Raw genomic sequence first — 25,355 nt, forward strand, 5'->3', positions numbered from 1 at the left:
GGATCGGCTGCGGCTGATTCGGACCGGGTTTGACGCGAGGCCTTGACGCGAGCGGTGCGAAGAGGGCCGCGCCCGGCATGGCCGCATGCGGCGGCCGCGATTGACAGGGGCGGCGTTGGCGCTACGCTTCCGGAACAGGGAAGTTTTCCCAAACGACTGCAATCAAGACCACGCTCATCACGACCAGACTCAAGAGCCAACCAAGAACCAAGAACAAGGGCAGGAACGCCGTGAAACGCGTCATCGCGTCTTGAGCGGAGCCACGCGGACCTCCGCGCTCGCGCCATTTCGCATCCGCAGCTATCGCTTTCAATGGCCGTCCGATCTGCTCACCTCGTGGGCGTTCGAGGTCGAGACGCTGGTGCTCGGCTGGTACATCATGGTCGAGACCGGCTCGGTCCTGCTGCTGACCGTGCTCGCCTCGCTGCAATATGTCGGCACCCTGGTCGCGCCTGTCGTCGGCATGATCGGCGACCGCATGGGGCATCGCGATCTGCTCGCCGTGATGCGCTTTGCCTATACCGTACTCGCCGGCACCATCATGACGCTGGCCCTGACGGGGCACCTGGCGCCCTTGAACGTCATGATCATCGTTGCGATCATGGGCGTGATCCGCCCGTCGGATCTCGGCGTGCGCGGTGCGCTGCTCGCCGACATCATGCCGCCGGAGCAACTGGTCGGCGCCATCAGCCTGGCGCGCACCACGCAGGATTCGGCGCGGATCGCCGGCGCGCTGACCGGGGCCGGATTGTTCGCGGCGCTCGGCATCGGCTATGTCTATGTCGGGATCGCCGGCTTCTATTTCATCGCGGCGATCCTGATGCTGTGCATGAGCCGTCCGAAATCACACGGCGTAGCTGATCTTGCGGCCGACGATCTGCCGGGTTCAAAACTGCTGCGGGACCTCAAGGAGGGCATCGTCTATGCCTGGAGCGGCCCGGGCATGCGCGCCGCGCTGTGCGTTGCATTCCTCGCCAACCTGACCGCGTTTCCGCTCACCAACGGCCTATTGCCCTTTGTCGCGCGCGACATCTTCCATACCGACCAGACCGGGCTCGGCTATCTCTCGGCGAGTTTTGCGGTCGGCTCGCTGATCGGCTCGATTACGCTCAGCATGGCCGGCGGCGTGCGCATCGCGCGGCTCCTGATCGGCGCGACCTTGGCCTGGTACGCAATGCTCTTGGTGTTCGTCGAGCTCAGGACCATGCCCGTGGCGATGGCCTGCCTGGTGCTGGCCGGCATCGCGCAGAGCATGTCGATGATCTCCGCCGCGGTGATGCTGATGCGCAATGCCAGCGCCCATTTGCGCGGCCGCGTGATGGGCGTGCGGATGATGGTGATCTACGGCCTGCCGCTTGGCCTGCTCGCCGCCGGCAGCCTGATCGACCTGATCGGCTACACCGCGACCGGCACGCTGCTCGCTGCCGCCGGCTTCATCGCGATGCTGGCGATCGCGCTGCACTGGCGCGCCGATCTCTGGCCGACCCATGCGCCGGCGAATGCAAGGTGAAGGCGAGCTTCCGTAGCCCGGATGAGCGAAGCGATATCCGGGGCGAATGGTCCCGTATGTCGCTTCGCTCATGCGGGCTACATTCAGCGAAGCGGCGCTACGCCGCCTTGTCAGCGCGGCGGATATGCACGGGCACCGACTTGTACGAAGGCGTGCCGCTTTCCTTGTCCTGGTAGTCGAGCGGCACCAGGCCGTTGGCTTCCGGGTAATAGGCGGCGACCGAGCCGCGGGCGATGTCGTAGGCGATCGCGGTGAGGGTGAGGCGGCGTGGCGCGCCCGAGGGCAGCGCGGTCTCGATCTCGACGAGGTCGCCATGCGCAAGCCCGAGTTCGGCGAGATCAGCCGCGTTGGTGAACAGCACGTCGCGCCGCCCGAACACGCCGCGATAGCGGTCGTTCAGCCCATAGATCGTGGTGTTGTACTGATCGTGGCTGCGAATCGTCGTGAGCTTGAGGACCGCGTTGTCCGACAGCACCGGATCCTCCTCGAGGCCGTCGAAGATCAGGAATTCGGCCTTGCCTGATGGCGTCGTCCATTTGCGCTCGGTCGGCGGCAGCGGCAGGCGGAAGCCGCCGGGAATCCGGATGCGCGCGTTGTAATCCTTGAAGTCGGGGAAGACGCCCTCGATGGCGTCGCGGATGCGGTCGTAATCGGCGATCAACTCGGCCCACGGCACCTTGCTTGCCGGCAAGGTCGCCATCGCGATGCCGGCGACGATGGCCGATTCCGAGCGCAGATGCGCGGAGGCCGGGGTCAGCTTGCCGCGCGAGGCGTGCACCATCGACATCGAATCCTCGACGGTCACGACCTGCGGGCCCGAAGCCTGGATGTCGCGCTCGGTGCGCCCCAGCACCGGCAGGATGATCGACTGCTTGCCGACCAGCAGATGCGAGCGGTTGAGCTTGGTGCCGAGATGCACGGCAAGCTCGAGCTTGCGCATCGCGACCGTGCAACGCTCGGGGTCGGGCAGCGCAATGGCAAAATTGCCGCCGAGACAGATCAGGACTTTCGATCGCCCGTCGTCGATCGCCTCCATCGCCGCGACCGCGTCGTGGCCCTGATGGCGCGGCGGCTTGAAGCCGAAGGTGCGCTCGATGCCCTCGAACATCGGGATGTTGGGCTTCTCGGTGATGCCGACGGTGCGGTTGCCCTGCACATTGGAGTGGCCGCGGAGCGGGCAGATGCCGGCGCCCGGCTTGCCGTAATTGCCCTTCAGCAGCAGCAGGTTTGCGATCTGCTGGACATTGTCGGTGCCGTGGCTGTGCTGGGTGATGCCCATGCCGTAGGTGACGATGGTGGCGTTGGATTTTGCGTACGCGGCGGCGACCTCGCCGAGCTGTGCGCGCGTGAAACCGGAGACAGCCTCGATCGCGTCCCACGCCGTGCCGCGCAGATCGGCCGCAAACGCCGCAAAACCGTTGGTGTGCTCGGCGATGAAGGCATGATCGAGCACGTCCTTGGCAACGTCGTCCTTCTCGATCAGCGCCTTCATGACGCCTTTCAGCACCGCGGCGTCGGCGCCGACCTTCGGCTGATAATAGGTCGACGCGATCCGCGTCGAGCTGAAGGTCGCCATCTCGATCGGGTCCTGCGGATCGGCAAAGCGCTCCAGCGCACGTTCGCGTAAGGGATTGAACACGATGATCGGCACGCCGCGGCGCGAGACCTCCCACAGCGTGCCCATCATGCGCGGATGGTTGGTGCCGGGGTTGTGGCCCATCGCGATGATCAGCTCGCAATGGTCGAAATCGTCCAGCGACACCGTGCCTTTGCCGATGCCGATCGATTGCGGCAGGCCGACGCTGGTCGCCTCGTGGCACATGTTGGAGCAGTCGGGGAAATTGTTGCTGCCGTATTCGCGCGCGAAGATCTGGAACAGGAAGGCGGCTTCGTTCGAGGCGCGGCCGGAGGTGTAGAACTCGGCCATGTCGGGATCGGGCAGGCTGCGCAGGCTCGCGCCGATCCGCGCGAAGGCATCGTCCCATGCGATCGGCTGGTAGGTGTCACTCGCGGCGTCATAGGCGAGGGGCTCGGTCAGGCGGCCCTCGTTCTCCAGATGGAAGTCGCTCCAGGTCAGCAGCTCGGTGACGGTGTGACCGGCAAAGAATTCCGGCGTGACGCGCTTGCTGGTCGCCTCCCAGGTCACGGCCTTGGCGCCGTTCTCGCAGAACTGGAAGGTGGAGGTGTGCTCCTTGTCCGGCCAAGCGCAGCCCGGGCAATCGAAGCCATCAGGCTTGTTCGTCCGCAGCAGCGTGATCGGCGCCTCGACCAGATCCATCTGATCGCGAACCGCTGTTGCGGTGGCCTTGAGGGCGCCCCAGCCACCGGCCGGAGCATCATAGGGGCGGATACCGGGAACGTCGCGCTTTCGGACCATATGTCCTCCTGCAGCTCTAGAGTGGTGACCCCGTGCGTTTGTCCCGAAAGTGATTGTCTTGTTGGCCGCAAGCGCGGCGATCCGCGCGACCAGCGCGTTTCTATCGACATGCTCGATCCGATGCGGCTGGCTCGCGATGGAGCTTAGCCTAATAGGCTGGCGTCTGCGGTCAACAGTCTGTCAGGTTGGTCTTCTAGCCCGGATGGAGCGAAGCGTAATCCGGGGCATTTCGGTCGGCGGACAACGTGCCCCGGATTACGCTTCGCTTCATCCGGGCTACAAGGTATCTACGCTTACCGCTTCCGATCCAAAAATCCCTGCAGCAGGCGCTGCGGCTCGCCGGTCTGGAAGGATTTGCCGAACACGCCGACGCTGAGGTTCACCGACTCGGTCAGCGGCAGCTCTTCCCACTGACGCAGCAAATCCTTCTGGATGCGCAGGGCTTCGGGACCGCATTCCAGCAGCGCCTTGACGGTGTGCTCGACGGCGTCGTCGAGGCCGCCGGGTTTTGCCACGGTGTCGACCAGGCCCCAGGCCAGTGCGGTTTGGGCATCGATGTTCTCCGCGGTCATCATCAGCCAGCGGGCGCGGCCCCAGCCGATCAGGCGCGGCAATAGCGCGGCGTGGATCACCGAGGGGATGCCGACGCGCACCTCGGGCATGCCGAACATCGCGTCATGCGCCGCAATGCGGACGTCGCAGGCGGCCGCGACCTCGAGCCCGCCGCCGAGGCACCAGCCGGGCAGGCGGGCGATGACAGGCGCCGGGAATTTGCGCACGGCCTCGCAGAGGTCACGCAGGCGGCTGATGAACGCCTCCGCAGACGTCTGGTCGAGCGTCGCCATCTCCTTGATGTCGGCGCCGCCGATCATGCTCCGCTCGCTTTCGCCCGTCAGGATCACCGCGCGGATATCGCGGTCGGCGGCGAGGTGCTCAAAACCTTCGCGCACGCCGTTGGTCACGGCCGAGCTGACGATGTTCAGCTTGCCGGCGTTGCAGATCGTGAGGCGGACGACGCCTCTGGAGTCGCGGTCGATGCCGCAGTGGGGATTGAGCATGTCCATGGAAAAAGTCCCGGCGCAGGAATTGATCGCGCCATGTCCCGGACAAAGCGCGTCCCTGTCAAGGGACCGGACTGGCGGTTGCGCCGCAGGGCGCGCGTCTATAGAATTATATTCATCATACAAGTGGAGCCGTCATGACCGCCGCCGAGACCACCGACCTTCATTCGTCCGATCTGCTGCGCAACCGCGTGGTGGAGTGGCAGGCGCCCGGGCCGGTCGCAAAGGCGGCAATGCCGATGTCCGGCATCGAGGCGATGCGCGCGATCCGTGACGGCCGGTTGCCGCCGCCGCCGATGGCGAAACTGATCGGCTTCCGCATGGCCGTGGTCGAGCCCGAGCGGATCGTGATGGAACTCGAGCCGCATGAGAGCCTGGAGAACACCATCGGCCTGCTGCACGGCGCGACCGCCGCGGCGCTGCTCGACACCGCGATGGGCTGTGCGATCTCGACGGTGCTGCCGGCCGGGCAGACCTCGGTGACATTAGACCTCAAGCTGACTTATCTGCGCCCGCTCTCGGTGCGTTCCGGGACCATCTCGGCCGAGGGCAGGGTGATCAAGCTCGGCCGCCAGACCAGCTACACCGAAGGTTTCGTCCGCGACGGCAAGGGTAGTCTAGCGGTGCACGCGACCGCGACATTCTCCATGCTCGGCGGGGAACCCAAGACTCTGGGCAACAGTCGGGACCAGACACCGAATGAGACGAAATAAATGCAGCAACGCGGGCGCAAATCTGCTATTATATGATTAGAAACATTCCATGAGAGCGGCATGCGCTATTCGAAAGAGCACAAGCAGGAGACCCACGCGCGGATCGTGAAGAAGGCCGCAACGCGGCTGCGCGAGCGGGGCGCCCACGGCATCGGCGTCGCCGACCTGATGAAGGACGCCGGGCTGACCCATGGCGGCTTCTATGCGCATTTCGATTCGCGCGAGGCGCTGGTGATCGAGGCCTTCAGCTATGCGATGGACCGGGCCATCGAGCGCTGGCGCAAGGTCGCGGCGGATATACCGCCGGAGAAGCGGCTGTCGACCATCATCGACGGCTATCTGTCGGCGGCGCACCGCGACGATCCCGGCCAGGGCTGCGCGATCCCGGCGCTCGGCGCCGAGATCGCCCGCGAGAGCCCGAAGACCCGCAAGGCCTTTGCCCTCAAGCTCGACCAGATGATCGACATGATCGCCGACCAGATCCCCGACATACCGCGCAAGGCCGCGCGCAAGCAGGCCATGGCCGTTCTCGCGACCATGATGGGCACCATCGTCATGTCGCGGATCTCGGGCAGCGGCGAAATGTCCGACGAGATATTGGCCGCCGGCCGCGAGGCGGTGATGGGACGGGCGGCCGCGGTTAAGGCGCCGGCGAAGAAGAGGGTGAATTAGGCGGGGTCTCTCCCCGCCGTCGTCCCGGGCTTGACCCGGGACCCATAACCACTGATGTCAGCTGTAGAGTTCCGCTGGGGCCACGCTCCCGTCAACAACACGATCCGGTGGTTATGGGTCCCGGCGTTCGCCGGGACGACGGAGAGATACATTCCGCCAAACAGTGCGCGCTCAGCTTCTAGTGTCTCGTAGATGCAGTCGGCCACAGCGTGGATGCGGGCGAGGCCGCGGACTCACGATCAGTCCGGAAGCCCTGCTTCGCGAAGACCCTTGGCAAAAAGGGCCGCATCCTCCGCCCGGCGAAATGGTGCCAGATCTTCCAGATTGGAGATGCGCAGATCGGGATTGCGCTCGCGTGCACGCGCGATGCCCTTCTGTGCCGACTCAAGGCGTCCGGTGAGCGCATTGCAGGCCGCGCTCATGCAGATTGTCAGCAGGAAATCCGGATTGTCGCGCAATGCTTTCTCGGCCCATGACAACGCCATTTCATGACGGCCGGAGAGAAAATGAGCATACGCCACGGCTGCGTTGATGCTGTACATCGACGGATCGAGCGGGCTCAGGCGCATGGCGCGCGCGGTGTAGTCAAGTACGAGGTCGGGCTCACCTCGAAAAATCCTCACCCACGCACCAAGATTCCAGGCTTGCGCCAGGTTCGGATTGATCGCCAGTCCGCGATCCACGAAAGCAATCGCATCATCGAACTCATGGGCGATGAAGGCGAGGACATATGCACCCATGCACATCGCTGCCGGGTCATCTACTCCCAGATGCACTGCTTTCCAGCCTAGCCGCGTCGCTTCGGCACTTTCCTGCTCACGATCGATCATCCAGCGACGCGCTTTGCGCTGGATGTAGCACCACCCGGCCATGCCATAGGCGCACGCCAGACCGGGGTCGAGCTCGATCGCCTTGCAAAAGAGCTGGAGTGCTTCGCTGTTCGCTTCCCTGGTCCAGCGACGAACGCTCGCCAACCCACGCAGGTAGTAGTCGTATGCATCCAGGTTCTCGGTCGGCTTGCGCCTGGCTCGCCTGATTTCCTCGCGCTGCAGCATGGGCGCGATGGCACCCACGACGGTAGAGGTCACCTGGTCCTGCAAATCGAAGAAATCTTCGAGCGCACCATCAAAACGGTCAGCCCAGAGATGCGCGCCGGTTTCAGCATCGATCAGCTGACCGGCGATACGAATGCGATTTCCGGCCTTGCGCACGCTACCTTCGAGGACATAGCGCACCGCGAGTTCGCGGCCGACCTGCTTGATGTCCACGGGCCGGCCCTTGTAGGTGAAGCTGGAATTGCGCGCGATCACGAGCAGCCAACGAAACCGCGACAGTGCCATCGTGATATCTTCCACGACGCCATCGGCGAAAATACTCCTGCTCCGGGTCGGCGCTCAGGTTCTGGAAGGGCAGCACGGCAATCGAAGGTTTGTCGGGGAGCGCGACGGTTGGCTTCGCCAGTTCCAGCTCAGCGCCGGCTGTTTCCGCGCTTGCAGGCCCCCGATCTTCCCGGACCGCACCGACGAACCGAAAACCTTTGCGTGGCAGTGTCTTGATCAGGCGCTGCTGTTCGCCGGAATCACCGATGGCGCTGCGCGCGACGTTGAGGCGGGTGGTCAGCGCCGCATCGGACACGCTGCGCCCGTTCCAGATGGCGTCGATGACGTCGTCCTTGCTGACGACGCGCTCCCTGTTGCGGATCAGAAAGTCGAGCAGGTCGAATACCTGTGGCGTGACGGAGACCATGTCCGCCCCGCGATGCAGCTCGCGCCGGTCAGTGTCGAGTGCGTACTCCTCGAAGAGATAGCGCAAGCCGCGAATCCCTTGGGTGTGCCTCCGATGATCGTCATGAGGCGCCTTGGCACCGCCTGGAGCGCCAAGAATAAGCCGCCGGTGAGGAAAATGTAAGCCGCCTGTGAAGCGCGCGCGTTCATGCCGCGGCACCTTGTGCGGGTGGAGAGAACGTATCCCGGAGGTGCTGCAATGAGCACGACCTACAGTCCAACGCGTTCAGCCCGGACGCCCGCGTCGACGCCGCGCGGCCCCGGCGCCTTCAGGAATTTTTGGGATGCAGTTCAGGAATGGCGCAAATGGGAGCGGCTGCGCGCCGATCTCGGCAGTTTGAGCGATCGGGAGCTCATCGATATCGGGATTTCCCGTGGCGAGATCGACCACGTCGCCGCGAACCGGGACACCGACCCGCGAGGCATCCGATCCGCCTGACGACGTCGATATCCGGCAGCGGTCGGAATTGGACACGACCATGCGTCTCCTGGCGCAGATGCCCGCCCTGAACGGTCGGTTACGCTTCCCGCCTATGCTCTGCCGCTGGCGGGCTTTCCGGCGGCCCGTGCCCAGTTGATGAACGCCGTGATCAAGTCCGTCTTCGGGTGTCCTGCGCGGTGCACGATGTAGAATCCGTAACCCGGCAGCTTGATCCGGGAGACCGGCACCAGTGTGCCGTTTGCCAGCTCGGGACCGATCAGGACGGTGCTGCAGATAGCCACGCCCTGGCCGGCGATCGTGGCCTCGATCGCATGCAGCTCCTCGCGAAAGCTCAGGCTTGGCAGCGCCGCGAAATCGGGCGTGGAGCGATGGCGCCGACTGGCGATGCGTTGCCAGTGCTGCCAGCGCGGCGCGTCAAGGTCGGCCGGTGGCCATTCGGCTTCGATCAGGGGGAAGCGCGCCAGCTCCGCTGGGCTCAACGGTCGCTTGAGGTCGCCGACCAGCCGGGGACTGGCGACGACATAGAATTCGTCGCGAAGCAGCTCGACGGAGGGGCCGCCCGGCGGCGCCTTGCGTGCGTAGCGAACGGCAATGTCGGCCTCTCCGCTATCGAGATCGAGCACCGTGTCAGTGCCGATGATGTCGAGCTTCAGGCGTGGATAGGCGTCCCGCCAGTCGGGCAATCGCGGCACTAGCCACCGTGCGGTGAATGCGTTGGTCGCGGTCAGGCGGAGCCGTCCGCTTGTGCCGCCGCTTCGTATCGCGCTCAGCGCCTCAGCGAAGGTTTCGAAGCCGTCGCGAACTACGGGGAACAGCTGTTGTCCGGCGCGCGTGAGCGCCAGCGGCCGCGGCCGGCGGCGGAACAGCGACTGGCCGCAGTGACGCTCCAGCAATTTCAGCTGGTGGCTGATTGCGGTTGGCGTGACGCCCAACTCGGCCGCAGCCAGCTTGAAACTGAGGTGGCGGGCGGCGGCCTCGAACGCGCGCAGTTCGGTCAGCGGCGGCAATTTGCGCATGCGGCATTGTAGATGAATTCAGTTCACCTGCACCTGAATTCTTCGGTTGCCGTGGCAGTTCCTGCTTTCTAGACTGCCTGTCGCGCGTGATGGAGGTGTCCATGCTGATGACGGCTCACACCGGTGTGTCGGATTATCTGGCGGCCGTGCAACGGCTCGTGCCTCTCATCGACGAGCATCGAGGAAGCTTCGATACGGAGCGCAGGATCCCCGATGCAGTGTTCATCGCGCTCGCCGAGGCCGGGCTATTCCGCCTCTATCTGCCGAAGGTACTGGGCGGTCCCGAATTGTCGCCGTTCGATTTCATGAACGTCGTCGAAGCCGCTTGCGCGCTTGACGGTTCGGTCGGCTGGCTAGTTGGCAACGGCGCTGGAATGAGCCGGACCGGTGGCTATCTGCCGGAAGCGGTGGTTCGCGACTGGTTCGCCGACCCTCACACGTTCATTGCCAGCGCGACCGGAGCCGTCGGCGTGGCGGAACGCGTGGCTGGAGGCTATCGCGTCAGCGGGCGGTGGCCGTTCGGCAGCGGCGCCCATCACGCCACCAGGTTCATGGGGCTGGCCAGCGTCAAGTCCGCCGACGGTGAGAGCGAGCCGCCGTTGTGCTGCTATTTCGCGAAGCGCGATGTCACCGTTCACGACAACTGGTTCGTTTCTGGTCTGCGCGCCACCGGCAGCTGCGATTTTGAAGTCCGCGACGTCTTTGTCTCCGCCGACCACTCGCATCCGTTGGTCGACTTCAAGCCGACGCAACCGGGATTGATCTACCGCTTGCCCGGCCTGTCGGCGTTTGCATCGACCATCTCGGCCGTTCCACTCGGGATCGCGCGGGGGGCGATCGTCGCATTTATTGCGCTTGCCGGCCGCAAGACGCGCTTGGGCAGCACCATGCTGCTGCGCGAGAGCGAGCTCGTTCAGGCGATGGTGGGGCGCGCGGAAACGGCGCTGCACGCCGCGCGTGCCTTGCTGGTCGATGCCATGGCGGAGCTCATGACGGCGACCGATATCGGCGGGGATCGTCTCTTGCAGGCGCGCGCCGCGTTTCGAGCGGCCTGCAGCAATGCAACCGAATGCGCGCTGCAGATTGTCGATAGCATCGCGGCCAACGCCGGCACCGCGGCCATCTTCGAGTCCGGAAAGCTGGAGCGTGCGGTTCGCGACGCCCAGGCGGCGGCCAAGCATGTGGCGGTAAGTCCGAACAACTACACCATCGTCGGGCGGCTTGCGCTGGGGCTCGAACCCGGCACCACGCGCGTCTGACCATCAGGCGTCGGCGCGTCGGGAAGGCCCGCTGAACAGCATGCGCTCGGTTTCCACCGTCTCGTAGATGTAATCCGCCACCGCGCGGATGCGGGCGAGGTCCTTGCTGTCGGCGTGCATCAGGAGCCAGAAGGTGCGGGAGATCCGCACTTCGTCCGGCAGCACCGGCACCAACTCGGGGTGTGCGGTCGCCATGAAATGCGGCAGCACGGCGATGCCGAAGCCGGCGATGGTGGCATTGAGCTGTGCGATCAAATTGGCGCTGCGGAATTTTGCCGAGATTTTTGGCGAGACCTGCGGCAGATAGTCCAGCTCCGGCGTGAACAAGAGCTCCTCGATGTAGCCGACGAAGCGATGCTGCGGCAGGTCGGCGCGCGCGGCGATCCTTGGCGCCTGCGCGAGATAGCCGGGTGCGGCATAAAGCCCGAGCGTGTAGTCTAGGAGTTTGCGGCCGACGATGCGGCCTTCCTTCGGCATGGTCAGGCTGATCGCGATGTCGGCCTCGCGCTTGGAGAGCGAGAACAGCCGCGCGGTGGCGACGAGCTGCAGATCGAGATCGGGATACCGCTCGGTGAACTTGACCAGCCGCGAGGCCAGGAAGTGGCTGCCGAAACCGTCGGGCGCGCCGATCCGCACCGTGCCGGTGAGGTGCGCGCGCGAGCCGCCGACCGCCTCCTGGTTGGCGACGATGGTCGATTCCATCGCCTCGGCGCTGTCGGCGACCCGCTGGCCGGCCTCGGTCAGCAGGTAGCCGGTCTTGCGGCGATCAAACAGTTTTGCGGAGAGGTGGCGCTCCAGCCGGTCGACACGGCGGATCACTGTGGCATGATCGACACCGAGCTGCTTAGCGGCAGCCGAAACCGACCCGCCGCGCACGATGGCCAGCACGAAACGGAAGTCGTCCCAGTCGATCGCGTCGCCGCCTTGATCCTGCATTTCCGCACATCTATGGTGCAATTTATCGGACTTGAATCCTATAAAATGCAGGGTCATTAGGGTTTGTAAAGCGATCTCGCCGCCGGCAGCGGCGATTCAGGTCTCCAAGGGAGGATATTCATGCGCGCGATCGGACATTTCATCGGTGGCAAGGAGGTCAAGGGCACATCGGGCCGCACGGCCGACGTCTTCGAGCCGATGACCGGCGAAGTCCAGGCCAAGGTGGCGCTGGCCTCCAAGGCCGAAGTTCGTGCCGCGGTCGAGAACGCCCGCGCCGCCCAGCCGGAATGGGCCGCGACCAATCCGCAGCGCCGCGCCCGCGTGATGATGAAGTTCGTCGAGCTGGTGCAGCGCGACTACGACAAGCTCGCCGAACTGCTGGCGCGCGAGCATGGCAAGACCGTTCCCGATGCCAAGGGTGACATCCAGCGCGGTCTCGAAGTGGCCGAGTTCGCCTGCGGCATCCCGCATCTGATGAAGGGCGAGTACACCGAAGGCGCCGGCCCCGGCATCGACATCTACTCGATGCGGCAGCCGCTCGGCGTCGTCGCCGGCATCACGCCGTTCAACTTCCCGGCGATGATCCCGATGTGGAAGTTTGCGCCGGCGATCGCCTGCGGCAATGCCTTCATCCTGAAGCCGTCGGAGCGCGATCCCGGCGTGCCGATGAAACTGGCTGAACTGATGATGGAGGCGGGCCTGCCGGCCGGCATCCTCAACGTCGTCAACGGCGACAAGGAAGCGGTCGACGGCATCCTCGACGATCCCGACATCAAGGCGGTTGGCTTCGTCGGCTCGACCCCGATCGCGCAGTACATCTACGAGCGCGCCGCGCAGACCGGCAAGCGCTGCCAGTGCTTCGGTGGTGCCAAGAACCACGCCATCATCATGCCTGACGCCGACATGGACCAGACCGTCGATGCGCTGATCGGCGCCGGCTACGGCTCGGCCGGCGAGCGCTGCATGGCGGTGTCGGTTGCCGTCCCGGTCGGCAAGACCACCGCCGACCGTCTGATGGAAAAGCTGATCCCGCGCGTCGAGTCGCTCAAGATCGGCACCTCGGTCGACCCGTCGGCCGATTACGGTCCGCTGGTGACCCGCGAGGCGGTCGAGAAGGTCAAGAACTACATCGACATCGGCATCAAGGAAGGCGCCACGCTTGCGGTCGACGGCCGCGGCTTCAAGATGCAGGGCTACGAGAAGGGCTTCTATCTCGGCGGTTCGCTGTTCGACAACGTCACCAAGGACATGCGGATCTACAAGGAAGAGATCTTTGGCCCTGTGCTCTCGGTGGTGCGCGCGCACGACTACCAGGAGGCGCTGGCGCTGCCGTCGGAGCACGACTACGGCAACGGCGTTGCGATCTTCACCCGCGACGGCGACACCGCGCGCGACTTCGCGGCCAAGGTCAATGTCGGCATGGTCGGCGTCAACGTGCCGATCCCCGTGCCGATCGCCTATTACACCTTCGGCGGCTGGAAGAAGTCCGGCTTCGGCGATCTCAACCAGCACGGTCCGGATTCGGTGCGCTTCTACACCAAGACCAAGACCGTGACCTCGCGTTGGCCGTCCGGCGTCAAGGACGGTGCGGAGTTCTCGATCCCGACGATGAAGTGATTTCCTCAAGCGTCATTGCGAGGAGCGCAGCGACGAAGCAATCCATTCTTTCCCGGTGCGGAGACGTGGATTGCTTCGCTTCGCTCGCAATGACGATGGGGTAACAAGGGTAGGCGGCGAGATGCAGTTCGCTCTCAACGAGGACCAGATCGCGGTTCGCGACATGGCGCGGGCGTTTGCGGCGGAGAAGATCGCGCCGCACGCGCTCGAATGGGACGAGAAGAAGCATTTTCCTGTCGACGTGATGCGCGAGGCCGCAGGCCTCGGCATCGGCGGCATCTATATCAAGGACGATGTCGGCGGCTCGGCGATGACGCGCTTCGACGCGGCGCTGATCTTCGAAGCGCTGGCGACGGGATGTCCGACCACGTCGGCCTTCATCTCGATCCACAACATGGTCTCCTGGATGATCGATGCCTATGGCAACGACACCCAGCGTCACACATGGCTGCCAAAACTCTGCACCATGGAGCTGATCGCGAGCTACTGCCTGACCGAGCCGGGCGCCGGCTCCGACGCCGCCGCCTTGCGCACCCGCGCGGTGCGCGACGGCGATCATTACGTGCTCAACGGCCAGAAGCAGTTCATCTCCGGCGCCGGCAGCACCGACCTGCTGGTGGCGATGGTACGGACCGGCGGCGATGGTCCCGGCGGCGTCTCGACTGTTGTCGTCGACGGCAAGACGCCGGGCGTGTCGTTCGGCGCCAACGAGCGCAAGATGGGCTGGAACGCGCAGCCGACCCGCGCCGTGATCTTCGAGAACGCGCGCGTGCCGGTCGCAAACCGGCTCGGCGAGGAGGGCATCGGCTTCAAGATCGCGATGGCCGGCCTCGATGGCGGCCGTCTCAACATCGCGGCGTGCTCGCTCGGCGGCGCGCAGTCAGCACTCGACAAGGCGCTGGCCTACATGAGGGACCGCAAGGCGTTCGGCAAACGCCTCGACGAATTCCAGGCGCTGCAATTCAAGATCGCCGACATGGCGACTGAGCTCGAGGCCGCACGCACCTTCCTGTGGCGCGCCGCGGCCGCGCTCGACCGCAAGGACCCGGATGCCTCGATGCTCTGTGCAATGGCAAAACGGTTCGGCACCGATGTCGGCTTCGAGGTCGCCAACCAGGCACTGCAGCTGCATGGCGGCTACGGCTATCTCAGCGAATACGGCGTCGAGAAGATCGTGCGCGATCTGCGCGTGCACCAGATCCTCGAAGGCACCAATGAAATTATGCGGCTGATCGTGTCGCGCAAACTGATCGAGGGCGCGCGATGAATGATGCGGCAGCTGCCGAGGGCGATCTGATCGCGCGCAAGGAGGGATCGGCCGGCATCATCCGCCTCAACCGGCCGAAGGCAATCAATGCCGTGACGCTTGAGATGTTCCACGACATCGACAAGGCGCTCGACCTGTTCGAAGCCGATCCTGATGTCGCGGTCATCGTGCTGGAAGGCGCCGGCGAGCGCGGCCTGTGCGCCGGCGGCGACATCCGCGCGCTCTGGGAAAGCTCCAAGGTCAAGGGTGACCTCGGCAAGATCCTGTGGCGCGACGAGTACATCCTCAACGCGCGGATCAAGAAATTCCCGAAGCCATACATCGCCTTCATGGACGGCATCGTGATGGGCGGCGGCGTCGGGCTGTCGGCGCACAGCCGCCACCGCGTGGTGACGGAGCGAACCAAGCTCGCGATGCCTGAGGTCGGGCTCGGCTTCTTCCCCGATGTCGGCGGCACCTATCTGCTGTCGCGCTCGCCGGGCGAGGTCGGCACCTATTTTGGTCTCACCGGCACCACCATGAATGGTCCGGACGCGATCTACGCGAAGTTCGCCGACGCGGTGGTGTCGAGCGCCAAGCTGCCGGCGCTGCGCGAGGCGCTGACCAAAATTGCGCCAGGCACCAGCTCGGTCGAGATCGATCGCCTGATCGCAGGCTTCGCCACCGGCGAGACATCCGGCCCTGTTGCCGCGATGCAGGCCACGATCGACAGCTGGTTCGCGCGCGGACGGATGGAAGACATCATTGTCGCGCTGAAAGCCGATGGCTCCGATCTGGCGCAGGCAACCTTGAAGACGCTGGCTGAGAAGTCGCCGCGCGGCATGGTGGTGACGCTGAAGCTGCTGCGGCTGGCGCGCGCGACCGCGACGCTGGAGGAGTGCCTGGTGCGCGAATATCGCGCGGCGCTGGAAGTGTTCGCCAGCGACGATTTCCGCGAGGGCGTGCGCGCCGCCGTGATCGACAAGGACCGCAATCCGAAATGGTCGCCGGCGAATATCGAGGACGTGACGCCGGAGATGGTGGCACCGTATTTCACCGAGATCGGTGCCGACGAACTGAAATTCCCTGACAGCAAATAGAAACGCCGCAAGCGGAGGACTTCCCATGGCAAACGTCGCATTCATCGGGCTCGGCAATATGGGCGGGCCGATGGCGGCCAATCTGGTCAAGGCCGGCCACAAGGTGACCGCGTTCGATCTGATCGCGGCGTCCCGCGATCAGGCCAAGAGCGATGGCGCTGCGATCGCCGACAGCGGCGCCGGCGCGGTGAAGGGCGCCGATGTCGTGATCACAATGCTGCCGGCCGGCAAGCACGTGCTCGGCGTCTGGAACGAGGTGCTGCCGGCGATGGGCAAGGGCGCGCTGATCATCGACTGCTCGACCATCGATGTCGAGAGCGCCAAGCAGGCGCATGCGCTGGCCGCCAAGCATGGCATGGCCTCGGTCGATGCGCCGGTCTCCGGCGGCACCGGCGGCGCCAAGGGGGGGACGCTGACCTTCATGTGCGGCGGCGAGGCGAAGGCGTTCGCGGCGGCCCAGCCGATGCTGGCCAACATGGGCAAGAAGATCGTGCATTGCGGCGCCGGCGGCGCGGGGCAGGCGGCCAAGATCTGCAACAACATGATCCTGGGCATTTCCATGATCGCGGTCGGCGAGGCCTTCGTGCTGGCCGAAAAGCTCGGCCTGTCGCACCAGGCGCTGTTCGACGTCGCCTCGACCTCGTCGGGGCAGTGCTGGTCGCTGACGACCTATTGCCCGGTTCCCGGCCCCGTGCCGACCTCGCCCGCTAACAACGACTACAAGCCGGGTTTCGCCTCAAACCTGATGGTCAAGGACCTGACGCTGGCGCAGGACGCCGCCACTGCCGCCGGCGCCGTCACGCCGCTCGGCAAGCATGCGCAGGAGCTCTACAAGACCTTCGACGCGTCGGGCCATGGTGGGGTCGACTTTTCCGGAATTATCCAGCACGTTCGCAGCCTCGCTGGGAAGTAATGTTGATCGCGTCATCCTGAGGTGCGAGCGCCAGCGAGCCTCGAAGGATGCGGCGCCCGTGGCCCATCCTTCGAGACGCCGCGCAAGGGCGCGGCTCCTTAGGATGACGCCAGAAAACGTGGTGAAGCCGGATGACCACATTTCAGGACGCACGCGCCTTTCTGCTCAAGCACCGCACCGACTACGACACGGCGGTGAGGGATTTTCGCTGGCCAGATCCGGTGCCGTTCAACTGGGCGCTGGACTGGTTCGACGCCGAGCTGGCGCACAACGCCGACAGCCGCGATCGCCCGGCGCTGTGGATCGTCGATGCCGCCAGCGGCAATGAGACCAAGCTTTCCTTTGCGGCGCTGTCGCGCCGCTCGAACCAGGTGGCGAATTTCCTGCGCGCGCAGGGGCTGAAGCGCGGCGATCATCTGTTGCTGCTGCTCGGCAATGTCGTGCCGCTGTGGGAGACCATGCTGGCGGCGATGAAACTCGGCGTCGTCGTGATCCCGGCGACCACGCTGTTGACTGCGGATGAATTGCGCGACCGGCTGGATCGCGGCCGGGCCAAGGCGGTGGTCGCGACGCAAGATCAGGTGGCGAAGTTCGCCGGACTCGGCAGCGACAAGCTGGTGCGCATCGTGGTCGGTGCGACGCAGACCCAGGACGGCTGGCTGCCGTTCGAGGACGCCGCGAAGGCGCCCGAGGCATTTTCGCCCGATGGCCCGACCAAGGCCGACGACCCGATGCTGCTGTATTTCACCTCGGGCACCACGGCAAAGCCAAAGCTAGTGCGGCACAGCCAGCGCAGCTATCCGGTCGGCCATCTCTCGACCATGTACTGGATCGGCCTGCAGCCAGGCGACGTCCATCTCAATATCTCGTCGCCCGGCTGGGCCAAACACGCCTGGAGCTGCTTCTTCGCGCCGTGGAATGCCGGCGCGACGATCTTCATCGCCAACCAGCCACGCTTCGAGGCGAAAGGACTGCTCGCGACCATCGCCCGCTGTGGCGTCACGACGCTGTGCGCGCCGCCGACGGTGTGGCGGATGTTCATCCAGGAGCAACTGTCAGACTTCAAGGTGAGCCTGCGGGAAGTCTGCGGAGCCGGCGAGCCGCTCAATCCCGAGATCATCGACCAGGTCAAATCGGCCTGGGGGCTGACCATCCGCGACGGCTACGGCCAGACCGAGACCACCGCGCTCGCCGGCAATTCGCCGGGGCAGAAGGTGAAGGTCGGCTCGATGGGCCGGCCGTTGCCGGGCTATCGCGTCCAGGTCACCGACAATGACGGCCATGCGTCCAAGGAAGGCGAGGTGACGCTGTTGCTCGGCGCCGACAGGCCGGCCGGCCTGATGCAGGGCTATCAGGGCGACGACGGCAAGCTCGCCGGCGCCGACGGCGAGATCTATCGCAGCGGCGACGTCGTGTTCACCGATGACGAGGGCTATCTGACCTTCGTCGGCCGCACCGACGACGTCTTCAAATCCTCCGACTACCGGATCTCGCCGTTCGAGCTGGAAAGCGTGCTGCTGGAGCACGATGCGGTGGCGGAAGCCGCCGTGGTGCCGAGCCCGGATCCGATCCGGCTGGCGATCCCGAAGGCCTATGTGCTGCTGGTCTCGGGTGTCGAGCGCACGCCGGAGACCGCGCTGTCGATCTTCCAGCACCTGCATGCAAGGCTGGCGCCGTTCAAGCGCATCCGCAAGATCGAGCTGGTGACCGAGCTGCCGAAGACGATCTCCGGAAAAATCCGCCGGGTGCAGTTGCGCCGGCTCGAACATGACGATAATCGCAGCGATGCGTTGCGCGGAGCCGAGTTCCGCGAGGAAGAATTTCCGGAGCTGCAGAAGGTGCGGTCGTCCGGATCGGAGAGCTAGCGAAATGAACGAAGTCTGGAAGAAGCCGCCGGTGTCGCTGGAAACCTACCAGGGCATGGTCGGCAAGGAGATCGGCGTGTCCTCGTGGCATCTGCTCGATCAGGGCCGCATCGATACCTATGCCGACGTGATCGAGGATCACCAGTTCATCCATGTCGATCCCGAGCGTGCGAAGAAGGAGACCGCCTTCGGCACCACGATCGCGCATGGTTTCCTCACGATGTCGCTGATGTCGATCATGTCCTACGAGGTGATGCCGGTGCTCGAGGGCACCGCGATGGGCGTCAATTACGGTTTTGACAAGCTGCGCTTTATCTCGCCGGTCCGCTCGGGCAAACGTGTCCGCGGCCGCTTCGTGCTGGCGGAAGCCACGCTGCGCAAGCCGAAGGAACTACTGTCGCGCACCAACGTCACGGTCGAGATCGAGGGCGAGGAGAAGCCCGCGCTGGTCGCCGACTGGCTTGGCCTGATCTATTTCAGCTAAAGCGACGTAAGATCGTCTGAATAGTAGCCACGACGAGGTTGCGCTCCCACTCCCGCTCGCGGGCGGGGCGAGCGCAAATGACGTCTGAGGCTTTGAAACTGACGTTTCCACATCGTCATGGCCGGGCTTGTCCCGGCCACCCACGTCTTCCTTTATGCCGAAACCAAAGGCGTGGATGCCCGGGCCAAGCCCCGGCATGACGAGTTTCATAGGCGGTGAGTTGCTCGCCAAGTCCACTTGGCGCATTGACGGCGACGGCTCCTGGTGTCCATCATCGCCCTTTAGGCGGTGCGGTCCCGGAGTGGCAGCCATGGTGCAGAACATCGTCGCCGGACTTGTCGTAGTCGCTTTGATTGTGATTGGGGCGATCAGCTACGCCCAGGAGCATCACGAGTGCTGGAGCGGGCACCTGCTCAAAAGCCTGAAACCCTGCGGATCGATGACTCCTTCCGTATAGCGCGCCCGATGGCCGTCTTGGACGGTCCTGGCCGGGCTTGACCCGGCCAGCCATCGCTGCTCAAAAGCTGCCAATCGCGCGCGGCAGTACCCTCTCCCCCTGTGGGAGAGGGTGGCTTCGCGGAACGCGAAGCCGGGTGAGGGGTCTGCCTCCACGCAAAGACTCTCGCTTGAGTTCGCGGAGACAGACCCCTCATCCGGCGCGCCGGCGCGCGCCACCCTCTCCCACAAGGGGGAGAACGGAAGAAACGACAGGGAAATACTTGCATGGCAATCAGGTTTGACGGACGCGTCGCTATCGTCACCGGCGCGGGCAATGGTCTCGGACGGGCGCATGCGCTGGGGCTCGCCAGCCGCGGCGCCAAGGTCGTGGTCAATGATTTCGGCGGCGCGCGCGACGGCACCGGCGGCTCGCTGTCGCCGGCCGAAACCGTGGTCGAGGAGATCCGCAAGGCGGGCGGCATCGCGATGGCCGACGGTGCCGACGTCTCGAATTTCGAACAGGTCACCGCGATGGTCGAGCGCGCCACCAGGGAGTGGGGCAGCGTCGATCTGCTCTGCGCCAATGCCGGCATCCTGCGCGACAAATCGTTCGCCAAGATGGAAGTCGCCGACTGGGACAAGGTGCTCGGCGTGCATCTCACCGGCACCTTCTACTGCTGCAAGGCGGTGTGGGCCGGCATGCGCGAGCGCAACTACGGCCGCATCCTGCTGACGACCTCGTCGTCCGGCCTGTTCGGCAATTTCGGCCAGGCCAATTACGGCGCGGCGAAGGCCGGCATGGTCGGCCTGATGAACGTGCTCGCCGAGGAGGGCCGCAAGAACAACATCAAGGTCAACACCATCTCGCCGACGGCGGCGACCCGTATGACCGAGGAACTGCTGCCGCCGCAGGCGCTGCAGTTGATGCGGCCGGAAGCGATCACGCCGGCGGTCGAATTCCTGCTCTCGGAGGATGCGCCGACCCGCACCATCATGGGCGCTGGCGCTGGATCGTTCGCGGTGATCCAGGTGCTGGAGACCGAAGGCGTCAACCTGCCGCAGTCCGAATGGACGCCGGACGGCGTCGCCGCGCACTTCAAGGACATCGCTGACATGTCGACCGCGAAGGCGCTGCAGGGCGCCTTCGAGCAGACGCAGAAATATGTCGCCCAGGCCGCCGCGCGGGCGGGGATCAAGCTCTGAGCATGGTCGTCGCCGTCATCGGAGCCGGACCTGCCGGCCTGATGGCGGCGGAGGCGCTCGCGCAAGGTGGCGCTGAAGTCGCCGTCTACGACGCGATGCCGTCGGCCGGCCGCAAGTTCCTGATGGCGGGCCGCGGCGGGCTCAATCTCACCCATTCCGAACCGCTGCCGGATTTCCTTGCGCGCTATCGTGAGGCGATGCCGCGCCTGAAGGCCGCGGTCGAGGCATTTCCCCCCGACGCCCTGCGCGCCTGGAGTGAGGCGTTGGGGCAGCCGACCTTCGTCGGCACCAGCGGCCGCGTATTCCCCAGGGCGTTCAAGGCATCGCCTCTGCTGCGTGCCTGGCTGCGGCGGCTCGACGCTGCGGGTGTGCAGTTCGCATTCCGGCATCGGTGGACCGGATGGGACGCGGGCGGCGGACTGCTGTTTGAGACGCCGGATGGCCGGCGCGCCATCAGTGCCGATGCAGCCGTGCTCGCGCTCGGCGGTGCAAGCTGGCCGCGGCTCGGCTCGGACGGCGCCTGGGTGGACATCCTCGCCGCAAAGGGCGTTGCCGTCGCGCCGATGAAGCCGGCCAATTCCGGCTTCACGGTCGCGTGGTCCGATGTCTTCCGCGATCGGTTCGAGGGCCAGCCGCTCAAGGGCGTCGCGCTGACGATCGGCCCGCACACCGTGCGCGGCGAGGCCATCGTCACTCGCGCCGGGATCGAAGGCGGCTCTATCTACGCATTGTCGGCGGAGCTGCGCGAGGCCGTGCTCGCCAAGGGAACGGCGACGCTGAGCGTGGCGCTGCGGCCCGACGGTGCGCGCGACGAACTGATCGCGCGGCTGTCGGCGCCGAAGGGCAAGCAAACCTTCTCCAACTTCCTGCGCAAGGCCGCGCAGCTCTCGCCGGTCGGCATCGGGCTGCTGCAGGAGGCGGCCATCGCCTCCGGCCGATCGCTGGCCGCGTTGCCGCCGGCCGAACTGGCCGATCTGATCGGTGCGGTGCCGATCAGGATCACCGGCGTGGCGCCGATCGCGCGGGCGATTTCGAGCGCCGGCGGAATCAGGTTCGACGAGCTTGACGAGCATTTCATGCTGCGGCGGCTGCCCGGTGTTTTCGCCGCCGGCGAGATGCTCGATTGGGAAGCGCCGACTGGTGGTTATCTGCTGCAGGCGTCATTCGCGACCGGAGCCGCCGCCGGAAAAGGCGTGTTGGTGTGGCTCGCGCAGAAATCGTAGGACGGGTAGAGCGAAGCGAAACCCGTCGACTTCGATCCACGCGGAGACATGATGGGTTTCGCTGCGCTCTACCCATCCTACGAGATCGTCGTCATTCCGAGCCGGTCTTCGTCGCCATGTCGGTGAAGCCGAGCACGCCGAACCCCGCGGCAACTGCGCAAACCATATTCCAACTGCCATAACTCCACGCCGCCGACGCCGCGGCCGCGCCGATCGCGCCGCCGATGAAGAACAGCGCCACGAACAGGCCGTTGATTCGGCCGCGCGCCTCGGGCCGCAGCAGGTTGACGGCGCGGCGGCCGAGCGTCTGGTCGGTGGTGATGCCGAGATCGAGCAGGATGGTGCCAAGACTGAGCACGACAAGCGCTGCGATCCGGGATTCGAGCATGCCGGCCCAGGCGCACAGCGCGAGCGATGCGATGATGAGAAGGTGCGAGACGATCAGCAACGGGCGCGCAAAACCCATGTCGCCCCAGCGCCCGGCGATCGGGGTTGCCGCGGCCCCGGCGACGCCGATCAGCGCGAACAGCGCGATGCCTTTGGCATCAAGGTTGAACGGCGCGTCCGGCAGCCGCAGCGCGACCGCAGCCCAGAACGCGGTGAATGAGGCCATCACCAGCGCCGCGGTCCAGGCGTGGACGCGCAGCACCGGCTCCTCGCGCAGCAGTCGTGGGAACGACGCCAGCAGCGCGCCGTAACTGACCTTCGCTGAAGGTTGCAGCGTCGGCAGATAGCGCGCCAGCGCACCGGCGAGCACGATCATCAGGATGGCCGAGGTGAAATAGTAGCCGCGCCAGCTCCAGTTGTCCGCGATCAAGCTCGCCATCGGCCGCGACAGCAGGATGCCAATCATCAGGCCGCTCATGACGTCGCCGATCGCCTGTCCCCGGCGCTCCGGCGGGACCATCGAGGCGACCAGCGGCACCACCATCTGGATCGCGGCGCAGGACGCGCCGAGGATGAAGGTAGCGGCGAGCAGGATCAGCGGCGTTGGCGCCAGCGCAGTGCCGACCGCGGCCACGATGGCGCAGGCGAGCGTGCGCAGGATCAGCCGCTTGTTCTCGACGAGATCCACCAGCGGCACCAGCAGCAATAGCCCAAGCGCATAGCCGAGCAGGGTCAGCGTCGAGATCAGGCCGGCCTGCAGCGCCGTCATGCCAAGCGAGCGGCCGATCAGGCCGACCAGGATCTGTGGCGCAAACAAGTTGGTGACGACGGTGCCGGTGGTGATGGCGCCGATCCAGATCAGGGGGCGCACGGAGACGGCGCGCGCCGGGAGTTTGGTGGCTTCGGAAATAGTCATGGGACCTCGCGATGGAGTGGCGAGGCCCCCTTTAGGGGATCGGCTTAATATGCTACAATTCAAATAAGATGATGATGAATATGCGAGATTGTTATGAACACGCATGACCTAGTGGCGTTCGTCGCCGTGGTGGAGACCGGATCAATCGTCGCGGCGTCGGCGCGGCTCAACCTGACCCAGCCCGGCGTGACGCGGCGGATCCAGAATCTCGAGGAGATGCTCGGCGCGCAGTTGCTGGACCGGCTGTCGAAGCCGCTGAAGCCGACCGCGGCGGGGGTCGAAGCCTATGAGCAGGGCCGCCGCGTGCTGCGCATGCTCGAGGATCTCAAGTCAGGCGTCGCCAATGACGGCGTGGTGCGCGGCGAGTTCAGGCTCGGGCTGACGCCGTTCTTGTCGGAGGCGGGGCTGACCGGTCCGCTCGATGCGGTGCGCGGCGAATTTCCCGCGCTTGCGGTGCGCGTCGTCTCGGGCTGGTCGCCCAATCACCTGGAGCGGGTCAGCCGCAACGAGCTCGACGCGGCTGCGATCTGCCTGCCTGACGGCACCGCGCCGCCTGACGATCTCGTGGCCTCCGATCTCGGCGCGCAGCCGGTGGTGTTCGTCGTCGCGCGCGACATGAAGACGCCGAAATTCGCCGACCTCGAATGGCTGTCGCGGGTCGGATGGGTGATCAACCAGGACGGCTGCGGCTTCCGCCAGACGCTGAAGCGCCATTTCGATGCGGCGCATCTGCCGTTCACCATCGCTGTCGAGGCGCTCGACAGCGAGCTGCGCCTGTCGCTGGTGGCGCGCGGGCTCGGCATCGGCCTGGTTACGCCGGTGGCGCTGAAGCGCAGCGCGTTCAAGAGCCGGCTCAAGACCGTGAAGATCGCGGACTTCAATCCCGCGGTCCGCGCCTGGATCGTGCATCGCCCGCCCGCCGGCCGGCTGGCGCAGCCGATCGAGGTGTTTCGCGCGGCGCTGGATCAGGAGTTGCAGGCGCTGATCCGCGGGTAGATTTGTAGGATGGGTAGAGCGAAGCGAAACCCATCAACTTTTCTTCCGCGCGGAGACATGATGGGTTTCGCTGCGCTCTACCCATCCTACAGGATAGCCTAGCGCAGCTTGCCGCGAGCCGCGACAGGCAGCGTGCCGATGATTTCGTCGCCGCGCACCATCACGACCTCATCCATCATGTTGACGACGACGCAGACATGGTTCGGCACGATCCGCACGACGTCGCCGACATTCGGGCGGGTGTTGCTGCGGGAGAGGTCGAGGAAGCCGTGCTCCTCGGCAAAGCGTGCGATCCTGGCCTCGGGATGTTCGAGGATCAGGCCGTGGCCTTCCAGCCCGCCGGTGTCCGAGGTCAGTGTCTTCGAGCCGGCGTCGAGGATGCCGCGCTCGGGGCCGGCGCGGCTGACGACGGTCGAATAGATATGCAGGGCGCAGTCGTCCCAGCCGGCGACGCCGGCCGCGACCTGCATGCGGTCGTTGTAGATATAGGTGCCGAAGCGGTGCTCGGTGCCGCCTTTCAGCTTGCCGAGATTGACCAGGTTCGGCGTGCCGCCGGTGGAGACGATTGTCGCGTCGAGGCCGTGGGCGCGGACGCCGGCCAGCGCCTCGTCGTAGAATTTCTGCGCCTCGGCCCAACCGGTCTCGGTCGGGTACAGCATGAAGCCCGCGAAGCTCAGGCCCTTGGAGGCCGCGATCTCGCGCGCCAGCGCGATCGCCTCGGACGGGGTCTCGACGCCGGCGCGCTTGCGCCCGGTGTCGCACTCGACCACGACGGAGAGCGGGCGGCCGGAGGCGGCTGCCGCCTTCGGCAAGTCGCCGACCACGACCGAATTATCCGCCGCGACGGTGACGTTGGCCTTGCCCCGCAGCGCGCCGAGCCGCGCCATCTTCTCGTCGCCGAGCAGATTGTAGCTGATCAGGATGTCGTCGATGCCGGCATCCGCCATGATCTCGGCCTCGCCGAGCTTCTGGCAGGTGATGCCCTTGGCGCCGGCCTTGATCTGCAGCTGCGCCAGCGTCGGGTTCTTGTGGGTCTTGATGTGCGGCCGGTTGGCGACGCCGGCCTGATCGCAGGCCGCCTGGATGCGCGCGATGTTGCGCTCGACCCGGTCCATGTCGATCACGGCGCAGGGCGTGCCGTAGTCCTTGGCAATCTTGGCGGCGAGGGGCGTGGTCATCGGGTCAACTCCAGTTATT

At 65.6% G+C, this 25,355-nt stretch carries 21 protein-coding genes and 1 pseudogene; 15 read left to right on the forward strand and 7 right to left on the reverse strand.

Annotation, left to right across the window (positions count from 1 at the left end; translation table 11 throughout):
- Window positions 1-250 precede the first annotated feature (250 nt).
- Entirely contained in the window at window positions 251-1,510 is a 1,260-nt protein-coding gene (locus tag K359_RS0106815) for an MFS transporter (RefSeq protein WP_029078670.1), read from the forward strand.
- A gap of 97 nt (window positions 1,511-1,607) precedes the next feature.
- On the opposite strand, the gene K359_RS0106820 is transcribed toward K359_RS0106815, so the two are convergent.
- Window positions 1,608-3,887: an FdhF/YdeP family oxidoreductase gene (locus K359_RS0106820; RefSeq protein WP_029078671.1), complete on the reverse strand. Its 2,280-nt coding sequence runs from the start codon at window positions 3,885-3,887 to the stop codon at window positions 1,608-1,610.
- Between the two features lie 293 nt (window positions 3,888-4,180).
- A complete protein-coding gene (locus K359_RS0106825; protein WP_029078672.1) occupies window positions 4,181-4,951 on the reverse strand; it encodes an enoyl-CoA hydratase in 771 nt (256 codons plus the stop codon).
- Window positions 4,952-5,085: 134 nt separating this feature from the next.
- Between K359_RS0106825 and K359_RS51320 the strand changes: the two genes are divergently transcribed.
- Both K359_RS51320 and K359_RS0106835 read left to right on the forward strand, forming a co-directional pair.
- Complete coding sequence (locus tag K359_RS51320; RefSeq protein ID WP_035976239.1) at window positions 5,086-5,661, forward strand: PaaI family thioesterase; 576 nt, start codon at window positions 5,086-5,088, stop codon at window positions 5,659-5,661.
- Between the two features lie 60 nt (window positions 5,662-5,721).
- The gene (locus K359_RS0106835; RefSeq protein WP_029078673.1) at window positions 5,722-6,333 is read left to right on the forward strand and encodes a TetR/AcrR family transcriptional regulator; all 612 of its coding nucleotides are present in this window, start codon (window positions 5,722-5,724) and stop codon (window positions 6,331-6,333) included.
- 239 nt (window positions 6,334-6,572) lie between these two features.
- On the opposite strand, the pseudogene K359_RS51325 reads toward K359_RS0106835, so the two are convergent.
- A pseudogene (locus tag K359_RS51325) lies at window positions 6,573-8,145 on the reverse strand (winged helix-turn-helix domain-containing tetratricopeptide repeat protein).
- Between the two features lie 171 nt (window positions 8,146-8,316).
- On the opposite strand from K359_RS51325, the gene K359_RS0106850 reads away from it, so the two are divergent.
- Window positions 8,317-8,556, forward strand: coding sequence for a DUF1127 domain-containing protein (locus K359_RS0106850; RefSeq protein WP_035976240.1), 240 nt, complete (start codon window positions 8,317-8,319; stop codon window positions 8,554-8,556).
- A gap of 92 nt (window positions 8,557-8,648) precedes the next feature.
- On the opposite strand, the gene K359_RS0106855 is transcribed toward K359_RS0106850, so the two are convergent.
- A complete protein-coding gene (locus K359_RS0106855; RefSeq protein WP_029078676.1) occupies window positions 8,649-9,575 on the reverse strand; it encodes a LysR substrate-binding domain-containing protein in 927 nt (308 codons plus the stop codon).
- A gap of 101 nt (window positions 9,576-9,676) precedes the next feature.
- Here K359_RS0106855 and K359_RS0106860 point away from each other — a divergent pair, with 101 nt between their 5' ends.
- Window positions 9,677-10,834 (forward strand): acyl-CoA dehydrogenase family protein, encoded by a 1,158-nt coding sequence (locus K359_RS0106860; protein WP_165123238.1) that lies wholly within the window; start codon window positions 9,677-9,679, stop codon window positions 10,832-10,834.
- A gap of 3 nt (window positions 10,835-10,837) precedes the next feature.
- Here the strand turns inward: K359_RS0106860 and K359_RS0106865 are convergent, their stop codons facing one another.
- The gene (locus K359_RS0106865) at window positions 10,838-11,770 is read right to left on the reverse strand and encodes a LysR family transcriptional regulator (protein ID WP_029078678.1); all 933 of its coding nucleotides are present in this window, start codon (window positions 11,768-11,770) and stop codon (window positions 10,838-10,840) included.
- 120 nt (window positions 11,771-11,890) lie between these two features.
- Between K359_RS0106865 and K359_RS0106870 the strand changes: the two genes are divergently transcribed.
- The 9 genes from K359_RS0106870 (at window position 11,891) to K359_RS0106910 (ending at window position 21,859) form a co-directional block, all read left to right on the forward strand.
- The gene (locus tag K359_RS0106870) at window positions 11,891-13,387 is read left to right on the forward strand and encodes a CoA-acylating methylmalonate-semialdehyde dehydrogenase (RefSeq protein WP_029078679.1); all 1,497 of its coding nucleotides are present in this window, start codon (window positions 11,891-11,893) and stop codon (window positions 13,385-13,387) included.
- A gap of 121 nt (window positions 13,388-13,508) precedes the next feature.
- Window positions 13,509-14,654 carry an isobutyryl-CoA dehydrogenase gene (locus K359_RS0106875; protein ID WP_029078680.1) on the forward strand — a complete coding sequence of 382 codons (1,146 nt, stop codon included), beginning with the start codon at window positions 13,509-13,511 and terminating at the stop codon, window positions 14,652-14,654.
- Window positions 14,651-15,733 carry an enoyl-CoA hydratase/isomerase family protein gene (locus K359_RS0106880; RefSeq protein WP_029078681.1) on the forward strand — a complete coding sequence of 361 codons (1,083 nt, stop codon included), beginning with the start codon at window positions 14,651-14,653 and terminating at the stop codon, window positions 15,731-15,733. The genes K359_RS0106875 and K359_RS0106880 overlap by 4 nt, the downstream gene beginning before the upstream one ends.
- A 25-nt stretch (window positions 15,734-15,758) precedes the next feature.
- A complete protein-coding gene (gene mmsB / locus K359_RS0106885) occupies window positions 15,759-16,646 on the forward strand; it encodes a 3-hydroxyisobutyrate dehydrogenase (protein ID WP_029078682.1) in 888 nt (295 codons plus the stop codon).
- A gap of 131 nt (window positions 16,647-16,777) precedes the next feature.
- On the forward strand, window positions 16,778-18,511 hold the full coding sequence (locus tag K359_RS0106890) for an AMP-binding protein (protein WP_029078683.1): 1,734 nt from the start codon (window positions 16,778-16,780) through the stop codon (window positions 18,509-18,511).
- Between the two features lie 4 nt (window positions 18,512-18,515).
- The gene (locus tag K359_RS0106895; protein ID WP_029078684.1) at window positions 18,516-18,995 is read left to right on the forward strand and encodes a MaoC family dehydratase; all 480 of its coding nucleotides are present in this window, start codon (window positions 18,516-18,518) and stop codon (window positions 18,993-18,995) included.
- 310 nt (window positions 18,996-19,305) lie between these two features.
- Window positions 19,306-19,452 carry a hypothetical protein gene (locus tag K359_RS63170; RefSeq protein WP_165123242.1) on the forward strand — a complete coding sequence of 49 codons (147 nt, stop codon included), beginning with the start codon at window positions 19,306-19,308 and terminating at the stop codon, window positions 19,450-19,452.
- 266 nt (window positions 19,453-19,718) lie between these two features.
- Entirely contained in the window at window positions 19,719-20,636 is a 918-nt protein-coding gene (locus K359_RS0106905) for an SDR family NAD(P)-dependent oxidoreductase (RefSeq protein WP_029078685.1), read from the forward strand.
- Between the two features lie 2 nt (window positions 20,637-20,638).
- On the forward strand, window positions 20,639-21,859 hold the full coding sequence (locus K359_RS0106910; RefSeq protein ID WP_084518296.1) for a TIGR03862 family flavoprotein: 1,221 nt from the start codon (window positions 20,639-20,641) through the stop codon (window positions 21,857-21,859).
- Window positions 21,860-21,950: 91 nt separating this feature from the next.
- Here K359_RS0106910 and K359_RS0106915 read toward each other — a convergent pair whose 3' ends face one another.
- Complete coding sequence (locus tag K359_RS0106915) at window positions 21,951-23,162, reverse strand: MFS transporter (RefSeq protein WP_029078687.1); 1,212 nt, start codon at window positions 23,160-23,162, stop codon at window positions 21,951-21,953.
- 93 nt (window positions 23,163-23,255) lie between these two features.
- Here K359_RS0106915 and K359_RS0106920 point away from each other — a divergent pair, with 93 nt between their 5' ends.
- The gene (locus K359_RS0106920; RefSeq protein WP_029078688.1) at window positions 23,256-24,158 is read left to right on the forward strand and encodes a LysR family transcriptional regulator; all 903 of its coding nucleotides are present in this window, start codon (window positions 23,256-23,258) and stop codon (window positions 24,156-24,158) included.
- Between the two features lie 98 nt (window positions 24,159-24,256).
- On the opposite strand, the gene K359_RS0106925 is transcribed toward K359_RS0106920, so the two are convergent.
- The gene (locus tag K359_RS0106925) at window positions 24,257-25,336 is read right to left on the reverse strand and encodes a D-TA family PLP-dependent enzyme (RefSeq protein ID WP_029078689.1); all 1,080 of its coding nucleotides are present in this window, start codon (window positions 25,334-25,336) and stop codon (window positions 24,257-24,259) included.
- Window positions 25,337-25,355 lie beyond the last annotated feature (19 nt).

The sequence above is a fragment of the Bradyrhizobium sp. th-b2 genome, from assembly GCF_000426785.1.
In the GTDB taxonomy this organism is placed as follows: domain Bacteria; phylum Pseudomonadota; class Alphaproteobacteria; order Rhizobiales; family Xanthobacteraceae; genus Bradyrhizobium; species Bradyrhizobium septentrionale.